General features: G+C 71.7%; 21 protein-coding genes. 13 read left to right on the top strand and 8 right to left on the bottom strand.

The window, feature by feature from the left end; genetic code table 11:
* Window positions 1-67 precede the first annotated feature (67 nt).
* The 3 genes from BMW88_RS29955 to BMW88_RS29940 form a co-directional block, all read right to left on the bottom strand.
* The gene (locus BMW88_RS29955; protein ID WP_089956992.1) at window positions 68-514 is read right to left on the bottom strand and encodes a hypothetical protein; all 447 of its coding nucleotides are present in this window, start codon (window positions 512-514) and stop codon (window positions 68-70) included.
* Window positions 514-2,148 (bottom strand): RHS repeat domain-containing protein, encoded by a 1,635-nt coding sequence (locus tag BMW88_RS29950; RefSeq protein WP_089956989.1) that lies wholly within the window; start codon window positions 2,146-2,148, stop codon window positions 514-516. The genes BMW88_RS29955 and BMW88_RS29950 overlap by 1 nt, the downstream gene beginning before the upstream one ends.
* Window positions 2,149-2,436: 288 nt before the next feature.
* Window positions 2,437-2,694, bottom strand: a complete 258-nt coding sequence (locus BMW88_RS29940) for an RHS repeat domain-containing protein (RefSeq protein ID WP_089956986.1) — start codon at window positions 2,692-2,694, stop codon at window positions 2,437-2,439.
* A gap of 549 nt (window positions 2,695-3,243) precedes the next feature.
* On the opposite strand from BMW88_RS29940, the gene BMW88_RS29935 reads away from it, so the two are divergent.
* The 11 genes from BMW88_RS29935 (at window position 3,244) to BMW88_RS29885 (ending at window position 10,787) form a co-directional block, all read left to right on the top strand.
* Complete coding sequence (locus tag BMW88_RS29935; protein ID WP_143116316.1) at window positions 3,244-3,534, top strand: hypothetical protein; 291 nt, start codon at window positions 3,244-3,246, stop codon at window positions 3,532-3,534.
* A gap of 139 nt (window positions 3,535-3,673) precedes the next feature.
* Complete coding sequence (locus tag BMW88_RS29930; RefSeq protein ID WP_089957183.1) at window positions 3,674-4,048, top strand: antibiotic biosynthesis monooxygenase family protein; 375 nt, start codon at window positions 3,674-3,676, stop codon at window positions 4,046-4,048.
* Complete coding sequence (locus tag BMW88_RS29925) at window positions 4,045-4,653, top strand: SchA/CurD-like domain-containing protein (protein ID WP_177221465.1); 609 nt, start codon at window positions 4,045-4,047, stop codon at window positions 4,651-4,653. Before BMW88_RS29930 ends, BMW88_RS29925 begins: the two co-directional genes overlap by 4 nt.
* A complete protein-coding gene (locus tag BMW88_RS29920) occupies window positions 4,650-5,039 on the top strand; it encodes a cupin domain-containing protein (protein WP_089956979.1) in 390 nt (129 codons plus the stop codon). Before BMW88_RS29925 ends, BMW88_RS29920 begins: the two co-directional genes overlap by 4 nt.
* Entirely contained in the window at window positions 5,036-6,292 is a 1,257-nt protein-coding gene (locus BMW88_RS29915) for a beta-ketoacyl-[acyl-carrier-protein] synthase family protein (RefSeq protein ID WP_089956976.1), read from the top strand. Before BMW88_RS29920 ends, BMW88_RS29915 begins: the two co-directional genes overlap by 4 nt.
* Entirely contained in the window at window positions 6,289-7,545 is a 1,257-nt protein-coding gene (locus BMW88_RS29910) for a beta-ketoacyl synthase N-terminal-like domain-containing protein (protein WP_089956974.1), read from the top strand. Before BMW88_RS29915 ends, BMW88_RS29910 begins: the two co-directional genes overlap by 4 nt.
* Window position 7,546: 1 nt before the next feature.
* The gene (locus BMW88_RS29905) at window positions 7,547-7,789 is read left to right on the top strand and encodes an acyl carrier protein (RefSeq protein WP_177221464.1); all 243 of its coding nucleotides are present in this window, start codon (window positions 7,547-7,549) and stop codon (window positions 7,787-7,789) included.
* Window positions 7,790-7,791: 2 nt separating this feature from the next.
* Entirely contained in the window at window positions 7,792-8,250 is a 459-nt protein-coding gene (locus BMW88_RS29900; RefSeq protein ID WP_089956971.1) for an SRPBCC family protein, read from the top strand.
* Window positions 8,235-8,564, top strand: coding sequence for a TcmI family type II polyketide cyclase (locus BMW88_RS29895; protein WP_089956969.1), 330 nt, complete (start codon window positions 8,235-8,237; stop codon window positions 8,562-8,564). Before BMW88_RS29900 ends, BMW88_RS29895 begins: the two co-directional genes overlap by 16 nt.
* Complete coding sequence (locus tag BMW88_RS29890) at window positions 8,557-10,119, top strand: FAD-dependent monooxygenase (RefSeq protein WP_089956966.1); 1,563 nt, start codon at window positions 8,557-8,559, stop codon at window positions 10,117-10,119. Before BMW88_RS29895 ends, BMW88_RS29890 begins: the two co-directional genes overlap by 8 nt.
* 47 nt (window positions 10,120-10,166) lie before the next feature.
* Entirely contained in the window at window positions 10,167-10,787 is a 621-nt protein-coding gene (locus BMW88_RS29885; RefSeq protein WP_177221463.1) for a SchA/CurD-like domain-containing protein, read from the top strand.
* Between the two features lie 205 nt (window positions 10,788-10,992).
* Here BMW88_RS29885 and BMW88_RS29880 read toward each other — a convergent pair whose 3' ends face one another.
* From BMW88_RS29880 to BMW88_RS42235, 4 genes are all read right to left on the bottom strand, one after another.
* Window positions 10,993-13,188, bottom strand: coding sequence for an SseB family protein (locus BMW88_RS29880; protein ID WP_143116314.1), 2,196 nt, complete (start codon window positions 13,186-13,188; stop codon window positions 10,993-10,995).
* Between the two features lie 34 nt (window positions 13,189-13,222).
* Window positions 13,223-13,780, bottom strand: coding sequence for an SMI1/KNR4 family protein (locus tag BMW88_RS29875; protein ID WP_089956958.1), 558 nt, complete (start codon window positions 13,778-13,780; stop codon window positions 13,223-13,225).
* The gene (locus BMW88_RS29870; RefSeq protein ID WP_177221462.1) at window positions 13,777-16,155 is read right to left on the bottom strand and encodes a scabin-related ADP-ribosyltransferase; all 2,379 of its coding nucleotides are present in this window, start codon (window positions 16,153-16,155) and stop codon (window positions 13,777-13,779) included. The genes BMW88_RS29875 and BMW88_RS29870 overlap by 4 nt, the downstream gene beginning before the upstream one ends.
* A 911-nt stretch (window positions 16,156-17,066) precedes the next feature.
* Entirely contained in the window at window positions 17,067-17,297 is a 231-nt protein-coding gene (locus tag BMW88_RS42235; protein ID WP_177221461.1) for a hypothetical protein, read from the bottom strand.
* A 71-nt stretch (window positions 17,298-17,368) separates the two neighbouring features.
* On the opposite strand from BMW88_RS42235, the gene BMW88_RS29860 reads away from it, so the two are divergent.
* Together BMW88_RS29860 and BMW88_RS29855 are read left to right on the top strand one after the other, a co-directional pair.
* Window positions 17,369-17,647, top strand: a complete 279-nt coding sequence (locus tag BMW88_RS29860; protein WP_143116313.1) for a hypothetical protein — start codon at window positions 17,369-17,371, stop codon at window positions 17,645-17,647.
* Between the two features lie 60 nt (window positions 17,648-17,707).
* Entirely contained in the window at window positions 17,708-18,043 is a 336-nt protein-coding gene (locus BMW88_RS29855; protein ID WP_143116312.1) for a hypothetical protein, read from the top strand.
* Between the two features lie 31 nt (window positions 18,044-18,074).
* On the opposite strand, the gene BMW88_RS29850 is transcribed toward BMW88_RS29855, so the two are convergent.
* Window positions 18,075-18,908, bottom strand: coding sequence for a WXG100 family type VII secretion target (locus BMW88_RS29850; protein ID WP_089956947.1), 834 nt, complete (start codon window positions 18,906-18,908; stop codon window positions 18,075-18,077).
* Window positions 18,909-18,914: the final 6 nt, after the last annotated feature.

The following is an 18,914-nucleotide window of genomic DNA, read 5'->3' as shown; positions in this document are numbered from 1 at the left end:
GCATTTCCGTCCGTTGGAGGCTCTGGGAGATCAGACCCGATCGAACTGCTGCCGTGCTGTGCGGTGCTCAGAAGACGGAGTCGTCCCACGTGGCGCTCAGGTCCTTGGCTGTCACCAGGATGGTGCCGGCGTGGAACGCGAGCTCGTGGCTGATACCGTGTTCATGGGGAAGGATCTCGTCCAGCGCGAGGTCGCCCAGCCGGACACCCGCCGGCTGGCGCTCACCCACATCGATGGAGAAGGTCCGCGCATCGGTGTACCGGATGACCAACGCCGGCGGATACGGGCCCGGTCGCGGCTCGAACCGGAAGCCGATCTCCACGTCTACGGTCTGGTAGTCGTCGAAGTAGTTGATCCGGTCGACCAGCAGATCCTTGACGCACCGCGCTGCGGAGAAGTCGTAGTGGTCCGGATCGGTCGCGAACCGGCGCGCGCCTTCGGGCAGCCGGTCGACGAACTCCGGAAGGTGCTCCTCGTACGGGCGGTAGTCGTAGGGGAAGAGGACGTACTTCATCAGGTTTCACACTTGTTCGACAGGCGTGGGCGCTTCCACTTGTCGCCGGTGACGTCCGCTGACCCCTTCTCCGGCAACCTGTCCCCCTTGCGCAGCAGGTCGATGGACAGGTTCTTCAACCTACCCTCGATGTGGGGCGGTACTTCGCCTGGATCCGGGATTCGGCTGAGGCGGTGCTTCAGGAACCAGCCTTCGCTGCCCCAGACTCCGATCTCCTCGCCGTTGCGGTGAACGTGGAACTCGAAATCGTGTGATCCGGCGATGGGGAACACGGCAAGGCCGAGGGTCCAGCCGTCGCTGTGGTTGTACCACTTCCTCGGCAGCGCCCCGCCGAGGCCGTACGGGTCGATCCAGGTTCCGGGGTTGACCACGTAGGCGTGGCAGTCGTCGCCGCCGTTGATGCCAAGCGGGTCGGTGGAGGTGAAGCGCCCGGAAGCCGGGTCGTAGTAGCGCACGTAGTTGTAGTGCAGCCCGGTTTCTTCGTTGAAGTACTGGCCTGGGGAACGCAACGGGGTGTGCGCGGCGCCGAGTGGCCGGCCGATCTGCTCGCCCCACGCGGTCGTCCGGGACCGCCACGCGATCTGCCCGTCGGGGTCGACCAGTTCTGTCGGTGTGCCGACGATGTCGGTGACGATCGCGTAGAACTGCTCGTCCACCCACTCCTGCGAGGACGTCGCCCGGCGTTCGGTCTGGGCTACCGGTTCGAACCTGCCCGGCGCGAAGTCCCAGCTCGTCGCACGGCCGTCGGAACGCACCTGTTCGGCGAGCACCGGGCCGTCCCACGTGAAGTCGGTGCGTTCGGTCGTGCTGCCGTCCGCAGCGAGCTTTTCCTTGGCGACCCGTCGGCCCAGCGGGTCGTACAGGTAGCGCCAACGGGTTCCGTCCGGGGTCGTCACACCGGCCAGCCGGTCTTCGGCGTTCCACTCGTAGCGCCAGGTTTCCGGCTTGCGGGACAAGCGCTTCTTCTGCCGGATGACCATCCGGCCCTGCGGATCGTAGGAGAACCGCATGTCGCCCGTGGTCAGTACGAGCGTCTCGTCATACTGCCTCGGTCCGCGGGAGTCCGCGCTCGGGGACGCCGCAGACGTGATGCAGCCGGCCGCGTCGTAGGTGTACGCCTCGTGCCACCCGTTGCCGTTCACCGCTGTGACCCGCCCGACCGGGTCGAGGTTGTACTGCCGCATCCCGGTCACGCCGTCGGCCACGGCACTGGTGTACCCGTCCGCGCGGTATCGGAAAGTGCTTTGCTGCGTGGCCCGCTGCTGCCCTGGCTTGTGCAGGACCTGCGAGACCAGCCGGCTGTTCCGGTCCCAGGTCTGCGTCATCGCCACGCCCGTGTCCAGCAGGCGCTCGATCTCCCGGCCCGCCGGGTCGTAGCCGAACGTGATGACCCGGCCCGCCGTGTGCAGCCGAGCAGGCTGGTCCGCGTCGTGGTACTCCCACCGGCTGATTGCGCCCGTCGGGATAACCCGGCTGATGCGCCGGCCAAACGTGTCGTACGTGGACCACACGGTGCGGCCGTTGACGGTCTCGGCGACCACGCGGCCGGCCGGGTCCCGTTCCAGCTCGAGCAGGACGTCGTCGCTCGCGGCCCGAACCAGCCGCTGCTCCGCGTCGTACTCGAAGCGCGCCACTGTGTCGCCCGTCCGGCGTCGTCTCGGCCGCGACGAGGTCGAAGTGCGTGGTCTCGATCCGCGTGACCCCGCCGATCGCGTTGGTGTGCTCGACGGCGTTGCCCTCTCCGTCGTACCTCCACCGCTCGACCGAGCCGTCCGGCATGGTGTGCGTGAGAAGCTGGCCCTCGACGGTCCACGTCATCCGCCGCACGTTCCCGGCGGGATCCACGGCCTGGCTGACCCGGCCGAACGCGTCCCGCACGTACCGGGTGGTCGCGCCGTCCGGCCGATCAGCATCAAGGGCAGTCAGGCGGCGTTGCTCACGACACGGCGGATCGCTCCGGTCGGATCGACCACCTGCCTGACGGTTCCGCGGGCGTCCCGCTCCGTCATGATGACGGCGCCCGCCGGGTCGGTCAGGGCGACGACGTTCCCGCGCTCGTCGTAGTCGATTCGCCGGGTCAGGTCACCGGGACCGGTCACTCTGATCGGCTGACCCCACTCGTTGTAGGCGCTCCTCGTCTGCGTGCCGTCCGGCCTGGTGAGTACGACGAGGTTGCCCATTTCGCCGGTCGTAGCGGTCCCATTCGTTCGAGGTCGTGTTGCCGAGTGCGTCGACGACGCTCGAAAGCTGCATCGCCTCGTTGAAGTGGTAAACCGTGCGGTGTCCCGAAGAGTTCGTGTAAGTCGTCCGTCCCGTGGGTTCCGTCCCGCCGTGGCACGTCGTGCCGTCGGTGGTGAGGGTCGATTCGCGACGCGTCCGGCCAGGAGGCAGGGCGTCGGTGTTCCGCCCGTCTACCACGTCGACACCAGCGAGACGAAGGTGCGGGCGAGGTTGCCGCACGTGTCGATGCGGTGGGCTGTCCATTGCCATCGGAGACAACCTCAGCGAGTAGTGGATTCGGTGCTCGATCGGGTAACGGGATGCGGTGGCGGCCTACACGCCGCGCACGCCGCGGGAGGCTTCCTCCTTCGGATGGGCGGCATTGCGCTCGATCGAGGGTTGGGCGAGCCGGATCGGCTTGTCGGACGCATCCTGGGTTACTCGATGGCGACCAACGACCGGCCGAGCGTGGCGAAGCGCCTTGTTCGGCGTCAGGAGAGGACGATCCGATGTCACGTTTGCCTCGTGTGGCCGGTCTGACCGGCATGGTGTTCGCCGCCGCAGTTCTGTTCTCGTTCACGGGGCCGCCGGCTCAGGCCGATCCCGGGATCTGCATCGACCACGTAATGGAGAACGGGTACAAGGCGAACGCCAACGTGCTCAAGGCGTGCAAGATCGCGAAGACGGGCGAGGAAGACGACGCCAGGACGTGCCGCCGGATGCTGCACGACGAGGGTGTGCGGCGCTCGGTGGCTTCGCACGCCTGCCGGATCGCCTCCTACCCGGAAGGTTCTTCCTGACCTGGTCCCGGGCTTCGCCCTCTCGATCGGGTGATGGCCGACCGATCGGCCGGCCCCGGCCTTGTCGGCGCGCAGAGCGGATCACCCCTCGGTCACCACGAACTGCCTGTTCATCCTGTGCACAACCGGAGGAGACGAGATGGCGTCGACAGCGGAGCACCACGCGTCCGGGCGTGGTCGGCTGCGGGTGATCTTCCGCCTGCGCGTGCCGGACGCGGACCAGGACCGCTTCCTCGACGCCTACCGGCGGATCAGGCATCAGGTGTCGCAAGTGGAGGGTTACCTCGGTGACCAGCTGTGCCAGTCGGAGGGTGATCCCGAGGACTGGGTGATCACCAGCGAGTGGGCGAGCGCGGCGCACTTCCACGCGTGGGAGCGCGGCGCCGACCACCGGCGGCTGGCGGCCCCGCTGGTCGCGTGCGCGACGGCGCGCGAGTCCTCGCGCTACCACGTCCGTCTGACCACCACGCCGGACGCCGGAACCGATCGACAACTGCTGGAGGTGAAGTCGTGAACCGCTATGCGTTGACGTTCCCGGTGCGGCCGGGGTCGGAGGCGGCTGTGGCCGAGATCCTGGGCGGCTACGCCGGGCCCCCGCCCGGCCGGCCGCAGGCCGCGCGCCCGCTGCTGGACCGCACGTCGGTTTTCATGGTCGGACCGGTGGTGGTGCGGGTCGTGGACATCACCTGCCCGCCCGCGGAGGCGATCCGGCACCTGGCCGCGCAGCCGCAGATCCAGGCCGTGGAGCAGCGGTTGCGGCCGCACCTGGTGCAGGACCGCGACCTGTCCGACGACGACGGCCGGCGGCGTTTCCTGGCCGGCTCGGTGATGCGGGTGGTCGCCTCCCGCAACGGCCATTCCGGCCACCTGCCCCGTGCGGCGGCGTTCTACCGGGCGTTGCCGGGCAAGGCCGGCGAGGTGGCCCGGCTGCTCGCTGACGAAGGCTCGGATTCCGGTTGCGGCACAACGGTGTTCCGGCGAAGGGACGTGGTCGTGCACCTGGTGGAGTCCTCGGACGGCATGCCTGCCGTGCCGCTCGCGGACAGGCTCGCGCCGCTGGTGGACGTGGCGTGCCCGATGTCGCTGGTGACCGACCGAGTGGTGGGGGCGGTGGCATGACCGGCCAGCTCCAGCGCGCGATGAGCCCGGACGACGTCGCGCCCAACACCCGCCGCGGTGGCGACATCCGCGTCCTGCTCGGCCCGGCGACGGTCGGCGCCACCTCCGGGTTCTTGGGTGTCGTGCTGCTCGGGCCTGGCGAACAGGTGAACGAGCACTACCACCCGTACTCCGAGGAGTTCCTCTACGTCGTGGAGGGCTCGGTGGTGCTGGACCTGGACGACGTGCCGCACGAGGTGGGCGCGAACCAGGCGATCCTGGTGCCGATCGGGATGCGGCACCGCCTCCGCAACACCGGGACGTCACCGGCACGCGTGCTGTTCCAGCTGTCCCCGCTGGCGCCCCGGCCGGATCTGGGGCACGTGGACACGGAGCAGGCGTCGTGACGCGCCGGGTGGCGGTCACCGGCCTGGGGGTGGTGGCACCGGGCGGCATCGGGACGAAGGCGTTCTGGGAGCTGATCACCTCCGGGCGCACCGCCACCCGGCCGATCACCCTGTTCGACCCGGACGGGTTCCGGTCGAGGATCGCCGCCGAGTGCGACTTCGACCCGGTGCACGCGGGGCTGACCACCGCGGAGATCACCCGGATGGACCGCTACGTCCAGTTCGCCTCCGTCGCCGCCGACGAGGCGTGGCGACAGGCGCAGGTGGGCGTCACGGACCCGTGGCGGCTGGGTGTGTGCATGGGTTCCGCCGTGGGGGGCACGACGCTGCTGGAGCAGGACTACGTGGCCACCTCGCAACGCGGGCAGCAGTGGGTGGTCGACGCGGGCGCGGCCTCGCCGTTCCTGCACTGCGCCCTGTCCCCCGCCACGCTGGCCGCGGAGGTCGCCGACCGGGTCGGCGCCTGCGGGCCGGTGCGGACGGTGTCCAGCGGGTGCACGGCCGGGCTGGACGCCGTGGGCCACGGCGCCCGCCTCATCGAGGACGGCCAGGCCGACGTGGTGGTGGCGGGGGCGTCGGAGTCCCCGATCTCGCCGATCACGGTGGCCTGTTTCGACGCGATTCGCGCGACCTCGGCGCGCAACGACGACCCCGCGCACGCGGCTCGCCCGTTCGACCGCGACCGGGACGGGTTCGTGCTCGGGGAGGGCGCGGCCGTGCTGGTGCTGGAGGAGCTCGACCACGCCCGTCGGCGGGGCGCCGAGGTGCTGGCGCAGGTCGCGGGCTTCGCCACCCGCAGCAACGCCCACCACATGACCGGCCTGACGACGGAGGGCGTCGAGATGGCCGAGGCCGCGCGGCGCGCGCTGGACCACGCCAGGGTGGCGCCGGACGAGATCGGCTACGTCAACGCGCACGGCTCGGGCACCCGGCAGAACGACCGGCACGAGACCGCCGCGTTCCACCGGCTGCTGGGTGAGCGAGCGCACCAGGTGCCGGTCAGCTCGATCAAGTCGATGATCGGCCACTCGCTGGGGGCGATCGGCTCCATCGAACTGGCCGCCTGCGCGTTGGCCCTCGTCCACGGTGTGGTCCCGCCGACGGCCAACCTGGAGACACCGGACCCCGAGTGCGACCTGGACTACGTGCCGCACACCGCCCGGGAGCGCCGGCTGGACGTGGTGCTGTCGGTCGGCAGCGGCTTCGGCGGGTTCCAGTCCGCGGTGGTGCTGACGAGACCGGAGCGGTCGTGAGCCCCGCGCGCACCGGTTCCGCGCCCGTCGTGACCGGTGTCGGTGTGATCGCCCCGAACGGTCTCGGGGTCGGCGAGTTCTGGCCCGCCGTGCGCGATGGGCACCTGGCGCTGGCGCCGATCGGGCGGCTCGAGCCCAACCCCTACCCGGTCACCGTGGCGGGCGAGGTGACCGGGTTCGAACCGGCGGGGTGGGTCGAACCGCGGATCACCGTGCAGACCGACCGGTTCACGCACTTCGCCCTCGCCGCCGCCGACCTGGCGTTGCGCGACGCCGCGCTGGACCCGGCGGCGGTGGAGCCCTTCGAGTTCGGCGTGATGACAGCCGGCTACAGCGGCGGTGTGGAGTTCGGCCAGCGGGAGATCGAACGGCTGTGGCGGCACGGACCCGAGCACGTGGGCCCCTACCAGTCGATCGCCTGGTTCTACGCCGCGTGCTCCGGTCAGGTCTCCATCGGCAACGGCCTGCGCGGCCCGTCCGGAGTGCTGGTCGCCGACGAGGCGGGCGGCCTGGACATCTTCGCCGCCGCCGGGGGTGAGCTGCGACGAGGCGTGCGAGCCATGCTCGTCGGTGGCGCGGAAGCCCCGTTCTGCCCGTACGCGATGTGCTGCCAGCTCGGACTGGGGCTGCTCAGCACGTCCGGCGACCCGGCCACGGCCTACCAGCCGTTCACCAAGCGGGCCGGCGGGTTCGCGCCGGCCGAGGGCGGCGCCATGCTCGTCGTGGAGAACGCCGGCGCCGCGCACCGCCGGGGGGCCACCGTGCAAGCGGTGGTGGCGGGGCACGGCGCGACCTACACCGGTCGGCGGCGGTTCGACCGGTCGGCGCAGGGACTGCTGCGGGCCGCCGCGGGCGCGCTCGCCGAGGCGGGTCTGACCCCGGACGACGTGGACGCGGTGTTCCTCGACGCGATGGCCGACCCGCTCGCCGACGCCGCCGAGGCCGAGGCGTTGCGCCTGCTGCTGGGCGAGCGCGCGAGCCGAGTGCCGGTGACCGCGCCCAAAGCCGGGTACGGGCGCAGCTACTCCGCCGCGGCCGTGCTCGACGTCGCCACCGCGGTGCTGGCCCTCGAACACGGTCTCGTGCCGCCCACCCCGGGCGTGCGCGAGTGCCGGTTCGACCTCGACCTGGTCATCGGCGCCGCCCGCCCGGTCGACCTGCGCACCGTCCTGGTGCTGTCCCGCGGTGTGTACGGCGGGAACTCGGCGCTCGTGCTGCGCCACCCGGAATCACCGATCAGCGGAGGTATGTGACGTGGACACCCGACTTTCCCCCGACGACCTGGCGGCGTTGATCAGCCGGTGCACCGGGGTTCCCGTGACCGGCGAGCAGATCACCGACCCCGACCGCACCTTCGACGACCTCGGCGTGGACTCCCTCGGCCTGATGGGCGTGCTGGCCGAACTGCAACGCGAGCACGGCGTGTCCAAGAACGCCGACCTGCGACCGCACCAGTCGCCGCGCGAGCTGCTGGCCCTGCTGCCCGGGAGGGCCTGAGGATGAGCGGGCACACCGAGAACGAGATCGTCATCGACGCGCCGATGGAGCTGGTGTGGGAACGCACCAACGACGTCGAGCGCTGGCCGGAGCTGTTCAGCGAGTACGCCTCGGTCGAGGTGCTCGAACGCGACGGCGACCGCGTGCTGTTCCGCCTCACCATGCACCCGGACGCGGCCGGCAGGGTGTGGAGCTGGGTGTCCGAACGCGTCGCGGACCGGGCCACCAGGACCGTCACCGCCCGACGCGTCGAGACGGGGCCGTTCGAGCGGATGCACATCCGCTGGACCTACGAACAACTCGACACGGGCGTGCGCATGCGCTGGGTGCAGGACTTCGCGATGAAACCCGACGCCCCCGTCGACGACGCCGCCATGACCAAGCACATCAACGACAACAGCCGCGTCCAGATGGCGCTGATCAAGCGCAAGGTCGAGGAGGTCGCGTGCACCGCACCCTGATCGTCGCCCGCATGGTCCCCGAGGCCGCCGACGAGGTCGCCGCCGCCTTCGCCGAGTCCGACCGCCACTCCGGCCTGCCCGCCGCGCTCGGTGTGCGGGCGCGCAGCCTGTTCCGGTTCGGCGAGCTCTACCTGCACCTGGTGGAGAGCGACCGCCCGTTGGCGGAGGCGGTGGCCGCGCACCGCGACGACCCCCGGTTCCGGCGGATCAGCCAGGACTTGAGCCCGTTCGTCTCCGCCTACGACCCCGGCACGTGGCGCGAGCCCAAGGACGCGATGGCGCACGAGTTCTACCGCTGGGAGCGCCATGTCTGAGATCCCGGTGCTGATCGCGGGCGGGGGCGTGACCGGCCTGTCCGCCGCCGTGTTCCTCGCCCGGTACGGCCTGCCGGCCCTGCTGGTGGAGCGCCACTCCGAACCGTCGACCGTTCCCAGGGCCCGCGCCCTCAACCCGCGCACGATGGAGCTCTACCGCGCCGTGGGCTTGGAGCAGACCATCGAGCGGGTGCGGTCACCGATCGCCGACCACACCGTCGTCGCCCACGCCGAAACCCTGGCCGGCCCGGAACTGCTGCGGCTGCCCAACCGCCTCGACACCCGCCCGGACTCGCTGAGCCCGTGCCGGTGGGCCGCGATCGACCAGAACCAGCTCGAACCACTGCTGCGCGCACATGCCGTCCAGACCGGCGCGGACGTGCGCTACCACCACGAGGTGGTGGCGGTGGACAACAGGACCGACGGCATTGTCGCGGTGGTGCGCGACCACCACACCGGGCGTGAGGAGCGTGTTCGTGCCGACTACCTCATCGTGGCGGACGGCGCGCACAGTCCTGTCCGCCGCATGCTCGACGTCGGGCAGGACGGTTCAGACCTCCTGGCGCGCAAGGTCAACATCTACTTCGACGCCGATCTCCGTGAACCGCTGCGCGGGCGCAAGATCGTCGGGCTGACCGTGCGCAACCCCGCCGTGCACGGGTTCCTCACGTCCATCGACGGCGCGAAGCGGTGGCGGTTCGCCGTCTCCCTGCGGCCGGGTGACGACGTCGCGGACTTCACCGAGGAGCGGTGCGTGCACCTGCTGCGCACGGCCATCGGCGTCGACGACCTGCCGATCGTGATCGACCACGTGTCCGAGGCCCCGTGGGAGATCTCCGGCCAGGTCGCCCACCTCATGCGCGTCGGCCGGGCGTTCATCGCCGGCGACGCCGCCCACGTCATGCCGCCCGTGGGCACTTTCGGCGTGGCGACCGCCGTCCAGGACGTCTTCAACCTGGCGTGGAAGATCGCCCTGCACCACCGCGGTGTGGCCGGCGCGGGCCTGTTGGCCACCTACGAGACCGAACGCCTCCCCGTGGCCCGGCACACCACCGCACTGACCGTCGAGCGGTACGGCCTGGTCAACGGCAAGCCAGGCGACGCACGCGACAGCGCGATCCGCCAGCGGGCGACGATGTTCGGCTACACCTATCCCGAAGGCGCCTTCGTCCCGGACGGGACCCCCACTCCCCACCCGGTGGAAGACCCCGACCACCCCACCGCCGCACCAGGCTGCCGCGCACCTCACATCACCTTGGAGCACAACGGCACCGCACTGTCCACTACCGACCTCATGGGACGCGACCTGGTTCTCGTCGCCGGCCCCGACGGCGACGATTGGCAACGGGCCGCAACCCTCGCGGGCGCACGGATCGAACACCACCGCATCGGCGACACCCTGCACGACCCCACCGGCGACTTCACCCGCCGCTACGGCATCACCGACGACGGCGCCGTCCTGATCCGTCCGGACGGGTTCATCGCGTGGCGCAGCCCGGCCACACCCGATCCCGGCGTCCTGCCGGCCGTGGTCGACCAAGTGTTGTTCCGATGAACGAGCAGCCTCCCGGTGGTCACTGTGGTGGCTTCCCCGCAGTCACGATGACCGGAAGTCGAACCGTGGACCGCTACGCGTTGACGTTCCCGGTGCGGGCCGGATCGGAGGCGGTTGTAGCCGAGATCCTCTCCGGGTACGCAGCCCTTGCCGTGTGCAGGCCGGAGACGGGGTGGGCGCTGCTGGAGCGCACGTCGGACTTCATGGCGGGGCGCGTCGTGGTGCGCGTCGTGGACATCACCTGCCCTCCTTCGGACGCCGTCCGGCACCTGGCGGGGCAACCCCAGATCCAGGCGATGGAGCAGCGGCTGCGGCCACACCTGGTCCACGACCACGACCTGACCGACGAGGCGAGCTTCCGCCGGTTCCTGGCGACCGCCGTGATGCGGGTGGCGTCCGGCAACGGCCGCACCGGTCGGCTGCCGCGCAGGGCCGTCCTGTACGAGTCGCTGCCAGGGCACGCCGGCGAACTGGCCCGGCGGCTCGCCGGTATCACCGTCGTCTCCGGTGGAACCACCGTGTTCCGGCGTCGAGATCTGGTGGTGCACCTGACCGAAGCGGACGATGAGACGCCCCCGGTGCCGCTGGTGGGCCTGGTCGCGCCGTTCGCGCGGCTGGCACGGCCGATGACCCTGGTGACCGACCGTTCGGTGGGAGCAGTGGCGTGACCGCCCTCTGCACCGATCGTCGCAGGCCCGGCAGGGCGGCGTGCGGGTCGCCGGCCTTGAGGTGAGCCGGCCCGACCAGCAGCCGGAGTCGACGCGACGTCGCACGGGCCGAAGGCACGAGCGGAAAGCAACGCCCTGTCCTCCGCCCGCAGTCGCGGGCGCTGCTCGCCGAGCTGCCTGCGCAAGACCGTGAACGAGGCGCGGCTCAGGCGTTCAGCGCGGCGATCAGGTCGTCACCCGGCAACTCCACACCGAGCTGCCCACCGGGGTTGATCACCAGCACCCCACCCGCCAGCACCGCGGCCAGCTCACGCCCCGTCGTCTGCATCGGCGCCACGACCTCCGCGGGCACGTGCCCCGGTGCCGACCACACCGCCACGAACCGACGCCCGCCCGCCGTGGTTCCCATGCGCAGGTTGCCCTGCCCGTCCGTCTCCGCGATCAGGTTGGCCTCCAGCGCCGCCGTGAGCAGACGCTGCTGCGGCGCCCACCCGGCCGCGACGTAGCCCAGCACCACGTCGAGGTCCGCCAGGGGCTCGGGGACACCGCGCCGTCGCGGACCGGGGCGGTAGTGGGGATTCAGGTAGGTCTCGCCCGTCAGTTCACCGTCGGGGCCCACCGCGTACGCGCCGAACAGCGTCGCGTCCGGGATGCCGTCGATGAAGTTCGGGTTGACCTCGGGGTCGGCGCACCACAGCCAGGTGTCGGGGACCTGGCGGCGGGCCTGCTCCCGCAGCGAGTCCGTGATCTCGGGCAGGCCGGGGTGCAGGGTGAAGTCGTCGATGTGATCCGGGTACTCGGTGAACGGCTTCGGCAGGACGTAGGCGCGGACGCCCTCCGCGGTGACGGCGGTGATCAGCTTCCACGGGCCCTTGAGCCGGTAGAGGTGGTGCTCGCGGTCCGACTCGATCGGGCTCTCGTAGGCGAGGTTGCCGTCGTGGTCGCCGTAGCGGTGCACGAACAGGTCCTCGACCTGGGTCAGCCGCACACCGGTCATCGTGTCGAGCGACGGGTCCAGCTCGGAGATCACCTGGAACGGCGACTGCCACGCGGGCAGTTCCTCATCGAGCTCGAACCCGAGCGCGTCCTGGTTCAGGACGAGCTGGCCCGCCAGGTAGGCGACCGCGTTGCGGACGTCCGCGAACCTCTCCCGCTTCTCCTTGAACCCCTCATCGGCCCAGTAGACCTCGTACCAGTCGCCGTCGCGGACCAGGCACCACGCCTGCTCGCGGTGGCCGTCCAGGCTGTAGAAGCGCGGGCTGGTCTGCAGACGCGTGATCAACGGCCAGAGCGGTTCCAGCGCCTTGCGGAGCGCTGCCTCGACCTGCTGCTCGCTGAACGGCCGGCCCATCGCGAGCGCCGCCGCGCGCGCCTTCGCGATCTCCGGGACGACGGGCGGCTCGTAGCGCTGCTGGCGGATGTGGTCCACCAGTTCCAACGGCGGCGGGACCTCGTGCTTGTCCAAGTGGTAGACCACGCTCGCGGGCCACACCCAGCGGCCGTCGGTCTGGTAGCCGAGCGGCACGACCTCCTCCTCGCCGGTGACGAGGTCCGCCGCCGAGCCGCGCGACGACAGGACGACCGGCGCGCTCTCCAGGTAGCGCAGCAGCAGAGCGGCTTCCCTGCCTCCGACCATGGGCCGGTACCAGACGCCCCTGCCGTCCTCGATCACGTCGAACGCGCGCGCCAGGTCGAGCCGGGTGGTCTCCTGCGGCGGGTCCCAGGCGTGGACGCGCCCCCTCTGCTGAGCCTTGCCGGCCGCGTGCCACATCCAGTCCGGCACCGCCTCCGGCCGTCTGGGCAGGAGACGCAGTTCGTCAGCCGCGTGCGTCTCCGCGGACGTCTCGATCCGCCACTGCGGCGGGCCGTCGATCAGGAACCTGCGGGTCGTCTCGCCGTCCCGGACGAACGTGAAGCTGCCGGTGAACCAGGTGCCGAGGCTGTTGCGGAACTCGCGCACCCGGAACCGGTGCAGCCACTGACCGGCCATCGCGGGCGGCGCCCACGCGCGGGTGATGCCGTCGAGGGTGACCGTCGCCTCGTATTCCATGCAGCGGCCGAGCGCACGGCAGTGGAGCTCGACCTGTTGCCAGCCCTCAGGTGCGAGCGCGACGAGAGCGTCCTGCACCCGGTCGAGGATCGGGGTGTTCGTGCGCGGCATCGCGTCACCGGGCGGCAGCGACGGGTACTGCGGCCACGCGCCGGGGAGCGGCGGCAGCTTACGGACGACGACCAGCCGTTCGTCGCTCACGTGGCCCTGCAAGGGGTCCAGGTCGGTGAGCGTCGCACCCTCGTCGGTGACGCGCCAGATCTCCGCGCCCAGCAGCGTCTCGACCGGCGCGTCCGCGCCGGGGCCGATCCGGAACGCCCTGTCCCCGTCGATCGCGATGTCGAACTGCACCTGCTTCACTCCTTGCCGCACAACGGAAAGACGGTCACGACCGGCGGGGTTCGACGAACTCGGCCCACTTCGGCGGCCGCTTGCCCATCTCCTCCATCATCTCCAGCATGTCGCGCAGGTCGGCGACGTTCGGCGCGGTGCCCGCGAACCAGTCGCTGACGCTGTCCCACGCCCTGCGCGCGCCGTCGCCCTCCACGACGTCCCAGACTGGCGGGTCGTCCTGGTCCAGGTCGGCGCCGTCGACGACGTGGTACGCGTACCCCTGGTGCGCCGTCAGCGCGAGCAGGCCGCGCGGGTCCGCCAGCTCGTGCTCGAGGTTCGTGAGCGTGGCGACGACGTGCCGCTTGCGCTCGGCGGTCATGGCCTCGACCCCGAACGCGGTCCCCGCGAGCCACAGTCCTGATCGGACACCCATGATGCGCAACACCTCGCGCACCGCCTCGGGAACGCGGTCCACCCCCTGCTCCGCGGCCATCTGGTCGATCTGGTCGTCGGACGCGCCTGCCACGGACCCGCGCCGCAGACCGTTCGCGCACACGCGCTCGAAGATCGCGGCGATGCGCTCACCGGGGTTGTCAGTCGGTTGGTTCACAGCGGGTAAAGCCTCTCTCCAGCTCGGTTGACGACCTCCAGGCGCATGTTCGGGAAGATGCGCTCGTAGGCGAGCATGATCTTCTGGCACGACATGCAGATCTGGAACTCGGGCGGGGTTCCGTCGCGCTTGGCCGACGGCAGGTCGACCACCATGCGGAGATCGCCCGAGATGTCCGCCGCGGAGAACGGCGCGTACGTCGTGCCGTTCGCCTCGGCCCGTGCCGCGCCACGCCTGTTCAGCTCGTCGATCGCGAGGGACATGCGGTCCTGCGTGCGCTGCACCTCGCCCTTGAAGCCGTCGCGGTAGTAGTTCGGGTCTTCCTTGTCGAGCTTGTCGACCGTCTTGTTGGCGTCGCGCAGTGCCGTGTCGACCTCGTTGCGGGACAAGCCGCTGTACTCGGCGAGCTGGTGGCGCGCGAGGTCCTCGAACATCTTCGGTTCCGAGTCGTTGACCCTCGGGGTGCCGCCGCCGTCGCGCCAACCGCCGCTCTCCGGGTCGTACGACGTCGCGTTGGACGTCTCGAAGAGCCGCTCGTTCTTCGGCGGCTGCTGCGGGGCCTCCGCCGCGGGACTCCAGTCGTGCTGCTTGCCGCTGAAGTTGTAGAAGTCGGCGAACTCGCCGTCGCGGTCGCTGCGGTAGCGCGCCGTCGACAGCGTGCGCTCGTGCGGCCGGCGTTCGGCGTCCGTGCTCGGGTTCCGGCCGGTCAGCTCGCGGACCGAGTCCAGACCTTCCTCGCGCTTCTCGCGGTTGTGGTCGCGCATGTCGCGGAAGTCGTCCTCCCGCTCGCCACGCCGTTCCGCGGTCTCCGGCGCGAACTCGGGCGTCTCGTCGCCCCACTCGGGCGTGTGCCCTGGCGGGTGGGGACTTTCGTGGATCTGCTGGGAGCCGTCCGGCCCGAACGTGCGCCACTCACCGTCGGGCGGCCAGCCGGGACGCTCGTTGTCCTGCGTCCTGGTGGCGAAGAGGTTGCCGTTGTAGTCGACCCACGCGTCCGTGTTCGGCGCGGTCACCGGCGCGCCGAGCTCCTGGGCGAGCCGGGCGGCGAACCCGTCGTCCCGCCGACCCGTGTCGCACCCGACGAGGGTGATCGGGTCGCCCCGGTAGTCGGGGTTCGCGCGGATGATGTCCGCGACGTCGCGCGGGGTGAGCGGGTAGCTGCCGACGCGTGCGGAGTGCGCGCTGCCGTGCAGGTCGACGACGAACTGCCCGGGGATCCGCGGCAGCTCCCTGGCCGTGTGGAACTCGTTGCGGTCCTGCGACCTGTCGAAGATCGACATACCGGCCGGCGTGGTGTGCACGTGGTCGCGCACGTTCGCGTCGAGCTCGTCGCCGAGCGGGCCGAGGCGGTCGCTGAGCGGCTTCTGCGGCCGTTGCGGGAGTTCCTCCTCGCGGCTGCCGCGGTCCTTTTCAGACGGCGCGTCGTCGTGCCGCGGAGCCCCCGGCTCGTGCTGCGGACGGTCCGGTTCCCGGTGCGGACGCTCGGACTCGTGCTGCGGACGGTCCTGCTCGGGGCGCGGTTGACCAGGTTCCTGCGTGTCCAGGCGATCGTGCACCGGCGGCGATTCCGTGCGCGTCGGCGCGACCGCCTGCGCCGGCTGGTGCGTCGGCGGCGCGGTGTTGAGCCGCTCGGCGATGGACGGCCGCGGCATGTCCGCCGGCCGCGGCACCGGCTGCGTCGGCCCGGACTGCCGCTCGGGCACCTCGGATCTGGCCGGTGTCTCGTTCTGCCCTGGTGGCACCGGTTCCCGGCGAGGAGGCGGCTGCTCCTCGGCGCGCGGCCGCACCGGGTCCGGTGCCCCGTCCGACTGCGCGGTGGTGCCGTCGGAACCGCTCTTGTGCCCGACGAAGTCGGGGTTCGGCACGAACGGCCCGAGCACGAGCCCCTGCCCGGGCTCGTGCCGAACCTGGTGCCAGCCCTCGACGTACCGCCAGTCGATGCCGCCGGGGAAGAGCGTCTCGCTCTCGGAGTACCGGCGGCGGTGATCGCCGACGCTGTCCAGCGTCGCGTCGGTCATGATGCCGCCGGGCGCCTTGACCACGTAGACCTTGCCCTCGCCGGTGCCCGCCCGTTCGACGGCCGTGCGCTGGTCGGACGTGGTGCTGACGTAGCCGTTGGTGTCCCCGTGGACGTGCTGGAGCAGGTCCGGCTTCTCGGCGGGCGCCTTGACGTCGAACCCGCCCGCCGCCTTGATCTCCTCCGGCGACCGCGTGTCACCTCGATAGAGCGCGTTCTCGTCCCGCGTCCAGCCGGGGACGTCTCGGTGCACGACCTTCGCCGGGTCCACGCCGTAGTACGACGGGTCGACGTGCCGCATGGCGACGGGCGGTTCGCCGTCCGGCCCGGGCCGCGGCTCCGAGTAGGCCTCGTGCACCAGAGGCGGACCACTGTCCTGACCGACGCCGGCAGGCACCCCTTGGTGGGGCCCCGCCGCGGGCGGAAACCCCTGCGGTGCAACCGGTACGTTGCCGTACCCAGGTTGACGGTGCGCAGGCGGCGCGTGCATCCCCGGCGTCTGCTGGGGGGACCAGGCGGGACGGTGGGGACCAGGCGAGCCGGGCACGCCGGGGTGCATGCCCGGCCCGCCCGGCGGCGTGCCGGGACGCATCCCAGGACCACCTGGCGCCATGCCGCGCCCGCCCGGCGGAACACCAGGACCGCCAGGCCTCGCACCCGGAGGAACGCCAGGACCCCCGGGCCGCATCCCGGGAGCACCAGGAGGCGAACCGTGGCCACCGGGCGGCATGCCGGGCCGCACGCCCGGACCGGGAGGCGCACCGGGCACAGGAGGGTTGCGCCCGGGACCACCGGGGTAGGGGCCACCCGCCCCGAACCCCGCGGGCCCAGGACCGTGCTGCCCGTTGGGGTAGGGCATGCCCCGCCCCGGCCCGCCGGGAACCGGACCAGGCCCGCGCTGTGCGGGCGGCACCGGACCAGACGCGCCGGGCTGGTGCGGCGGCACGCCGGGCGGACGGCTTCGACCGCCAGGTCCCTGCCCGCCGACGGGTGGACCACCAGCCGGCCCACGCCCGTGTCCGGCTGCCGCCGGACCGCCCGCAGGCGGACCACCCGCAGGTCCACGGCCGGGTCCACCCGCCGTAGGCGCGGGCGGACCAGCGGGCCCGCGCCCTTGACCACCCGCAGTCGCATGTCCTGGCCCGACGACACCGGTGGGCGGTCCACCACCAGGCGCACGTCCCGGCCCAGCCGGCGGACCACCAGCAGGCGCACGCCCCGGCCCGCCGGCCGCCACACCCGACGGCACATGTCCGCCCATCGAACCACTCACGGGCGGACCACCGACAGGCCCGCGCCCCGCCACACCCGAGGACGGGCCACCGGCAGGCACCCGTCCCTGACCAGCCGCCCCACCGGCCGCAGGCCCACCCACAGGCGGGCCACCGGCAGGACGTCCCGGCCCACCAGCCCCTGCGCCACCCGCGGGCGGACCACCAGCCGCACGTCCCTGACCGGCAGGCGGACCACCGGCAGGCGCCATCCCCAGCCCAGTCCCACCGGGCCGAGGCGCCCCGCCCGTCCCGGGACCCACGGCCGGGCGGGGCGGGGCGCCACCTCCCGCGGGCGGCGTGCCACCGGCGGTGGACGGGCTCACCCCCGGCGTGGACGGCCGGCCACCCGGTCCACCCGGCGTCGTGGCAGCCGAAGGCCTGACCGGTGTGCCTCCGGGCGCGTTCGCGGGCCCGCCGGGCTTGTCGGACACCTTCACCGACGGCCCGGAGGGCGCGGGCGTCCTCGTGGAACCGCTGCCCGCGGAGCTCCCCGGCGACGGCGGCACCGAAGCGCGGTTCCCGGAAGAGGACGAGGACGACGAGGTGCCGGCCGTGGAGCTGCTGGATGAAGCCTGAACCGGTGCCTTCGGCTGGACGCGGTTCATCGACGACGCCACCGACTGGTCGGTGTCGCGCGTGGTGCGAGCGGTCTCCCTGGTCTTGGTGCCGGCGTTGTCCGCGGCCTCGGCCGCCTTCTCCGCACCGCCGCGCGCGGTCTGGATCGCGCGGTCGGCGTGCTGCATCGCCACCTGGCCGAACACACCCGCGCTGCCCGAGGTCGCGTTGATGTTCAGCTTGCTCGCGACGTCGGCCCTGACTTGGTCGCCTCGACCGGCGATCTTGCCGCCGAGCGACTCGACGGCGTCCGGGTCCATCCGCGTACCGCGCCCGCCGACACCGCCCGGCGAAGGCGACGAGGAGGACGGAGGCGGCGAGGACGGTGTGTTGCCGCTGTGCGAACTACCGGTGTGATGAGAGGAGGACCCCCGAGTTCGGCCGGTCATCAGGCGTTGGCAGGCGGCATGTCGTAGGGCTTGACGGCGTCGTACGCGGTCTTGGCGTAACCGCCGTACTCCGCGAACCGCTCAAGCCCCTTGACCAGGCCTTCCATCTTCTCCGCCAGCTTCGCCATGCGCCCGCCGAAACGCGCCATCGCGGACGCCAGCTTCGACAGCCGACCCGCGATCTTGGTCGCCATCATCGCCGCGCGGGTGCCCGCGTACCCGGCGAACGCGGCGATCGAGCTGCCCAGCGTGACCACGGCCGACGCCGCGGCGATGAGCGCGCTCGCGATCAGCTCACCGATCAGGTCGGAGATCCAGCCGAACACCAGCGACCGCAGCTCGCACACGAGCGCGCCGGACAACGCGTAGATCGCGGCGGTGCCGTCCATGGTCTTGCCGAGCGCGTCGTACTCGGCGGCCATCTGCTCCATCTCGCGCCTGAACGCGTCCCCCGCCTCCCCCTCCCAGTCGGAGACGGAACGCAGGTCCTCACGGTGCTCCTGCGCGACCACCTTCATCTGCAGAGCCGCCTGCTTGAGCTGGTCGGTGTTCGCGTTGATCTCGTCGGGGTTGCCCAGCAACGCGTCCAGCGGCTCGCGCAGGAAGTCCACGTGCTCCAGGAGCCACCCGACACCGGCCGACGCCAGCATGCCCAACGGGTTCGCCATCGTGGCGACCACGTCCACCACCACACCGGCACCACCGAGCGCGACGTCGATGACGTCAGGCCCCTCGCCCTCGGACTCCGAGGTCAACGAGTCGACGAAGCCCGCGACGCTGTCCACCACACCCGCACCGGTGGACCACGTGGTCGTGCTGTTCTCCTCTGCCACCGCTCC

It is taken from the genome of Lentzea xinjiangensis, from assembly GCF_900110955.1.
Classification (GTDB): domain Bacteria; phylum Actinomycetota; class Actinomycetes; order Mycobacteriales; family Pseudonocardiaceae; genus Lentzea; species Lentzea xinjiangensis.
The sequence above is the reverse complement of the archived record's forward strand: the minus strand, read 5'-3'. Positions and strand labels throughout refer to the sequence as shown.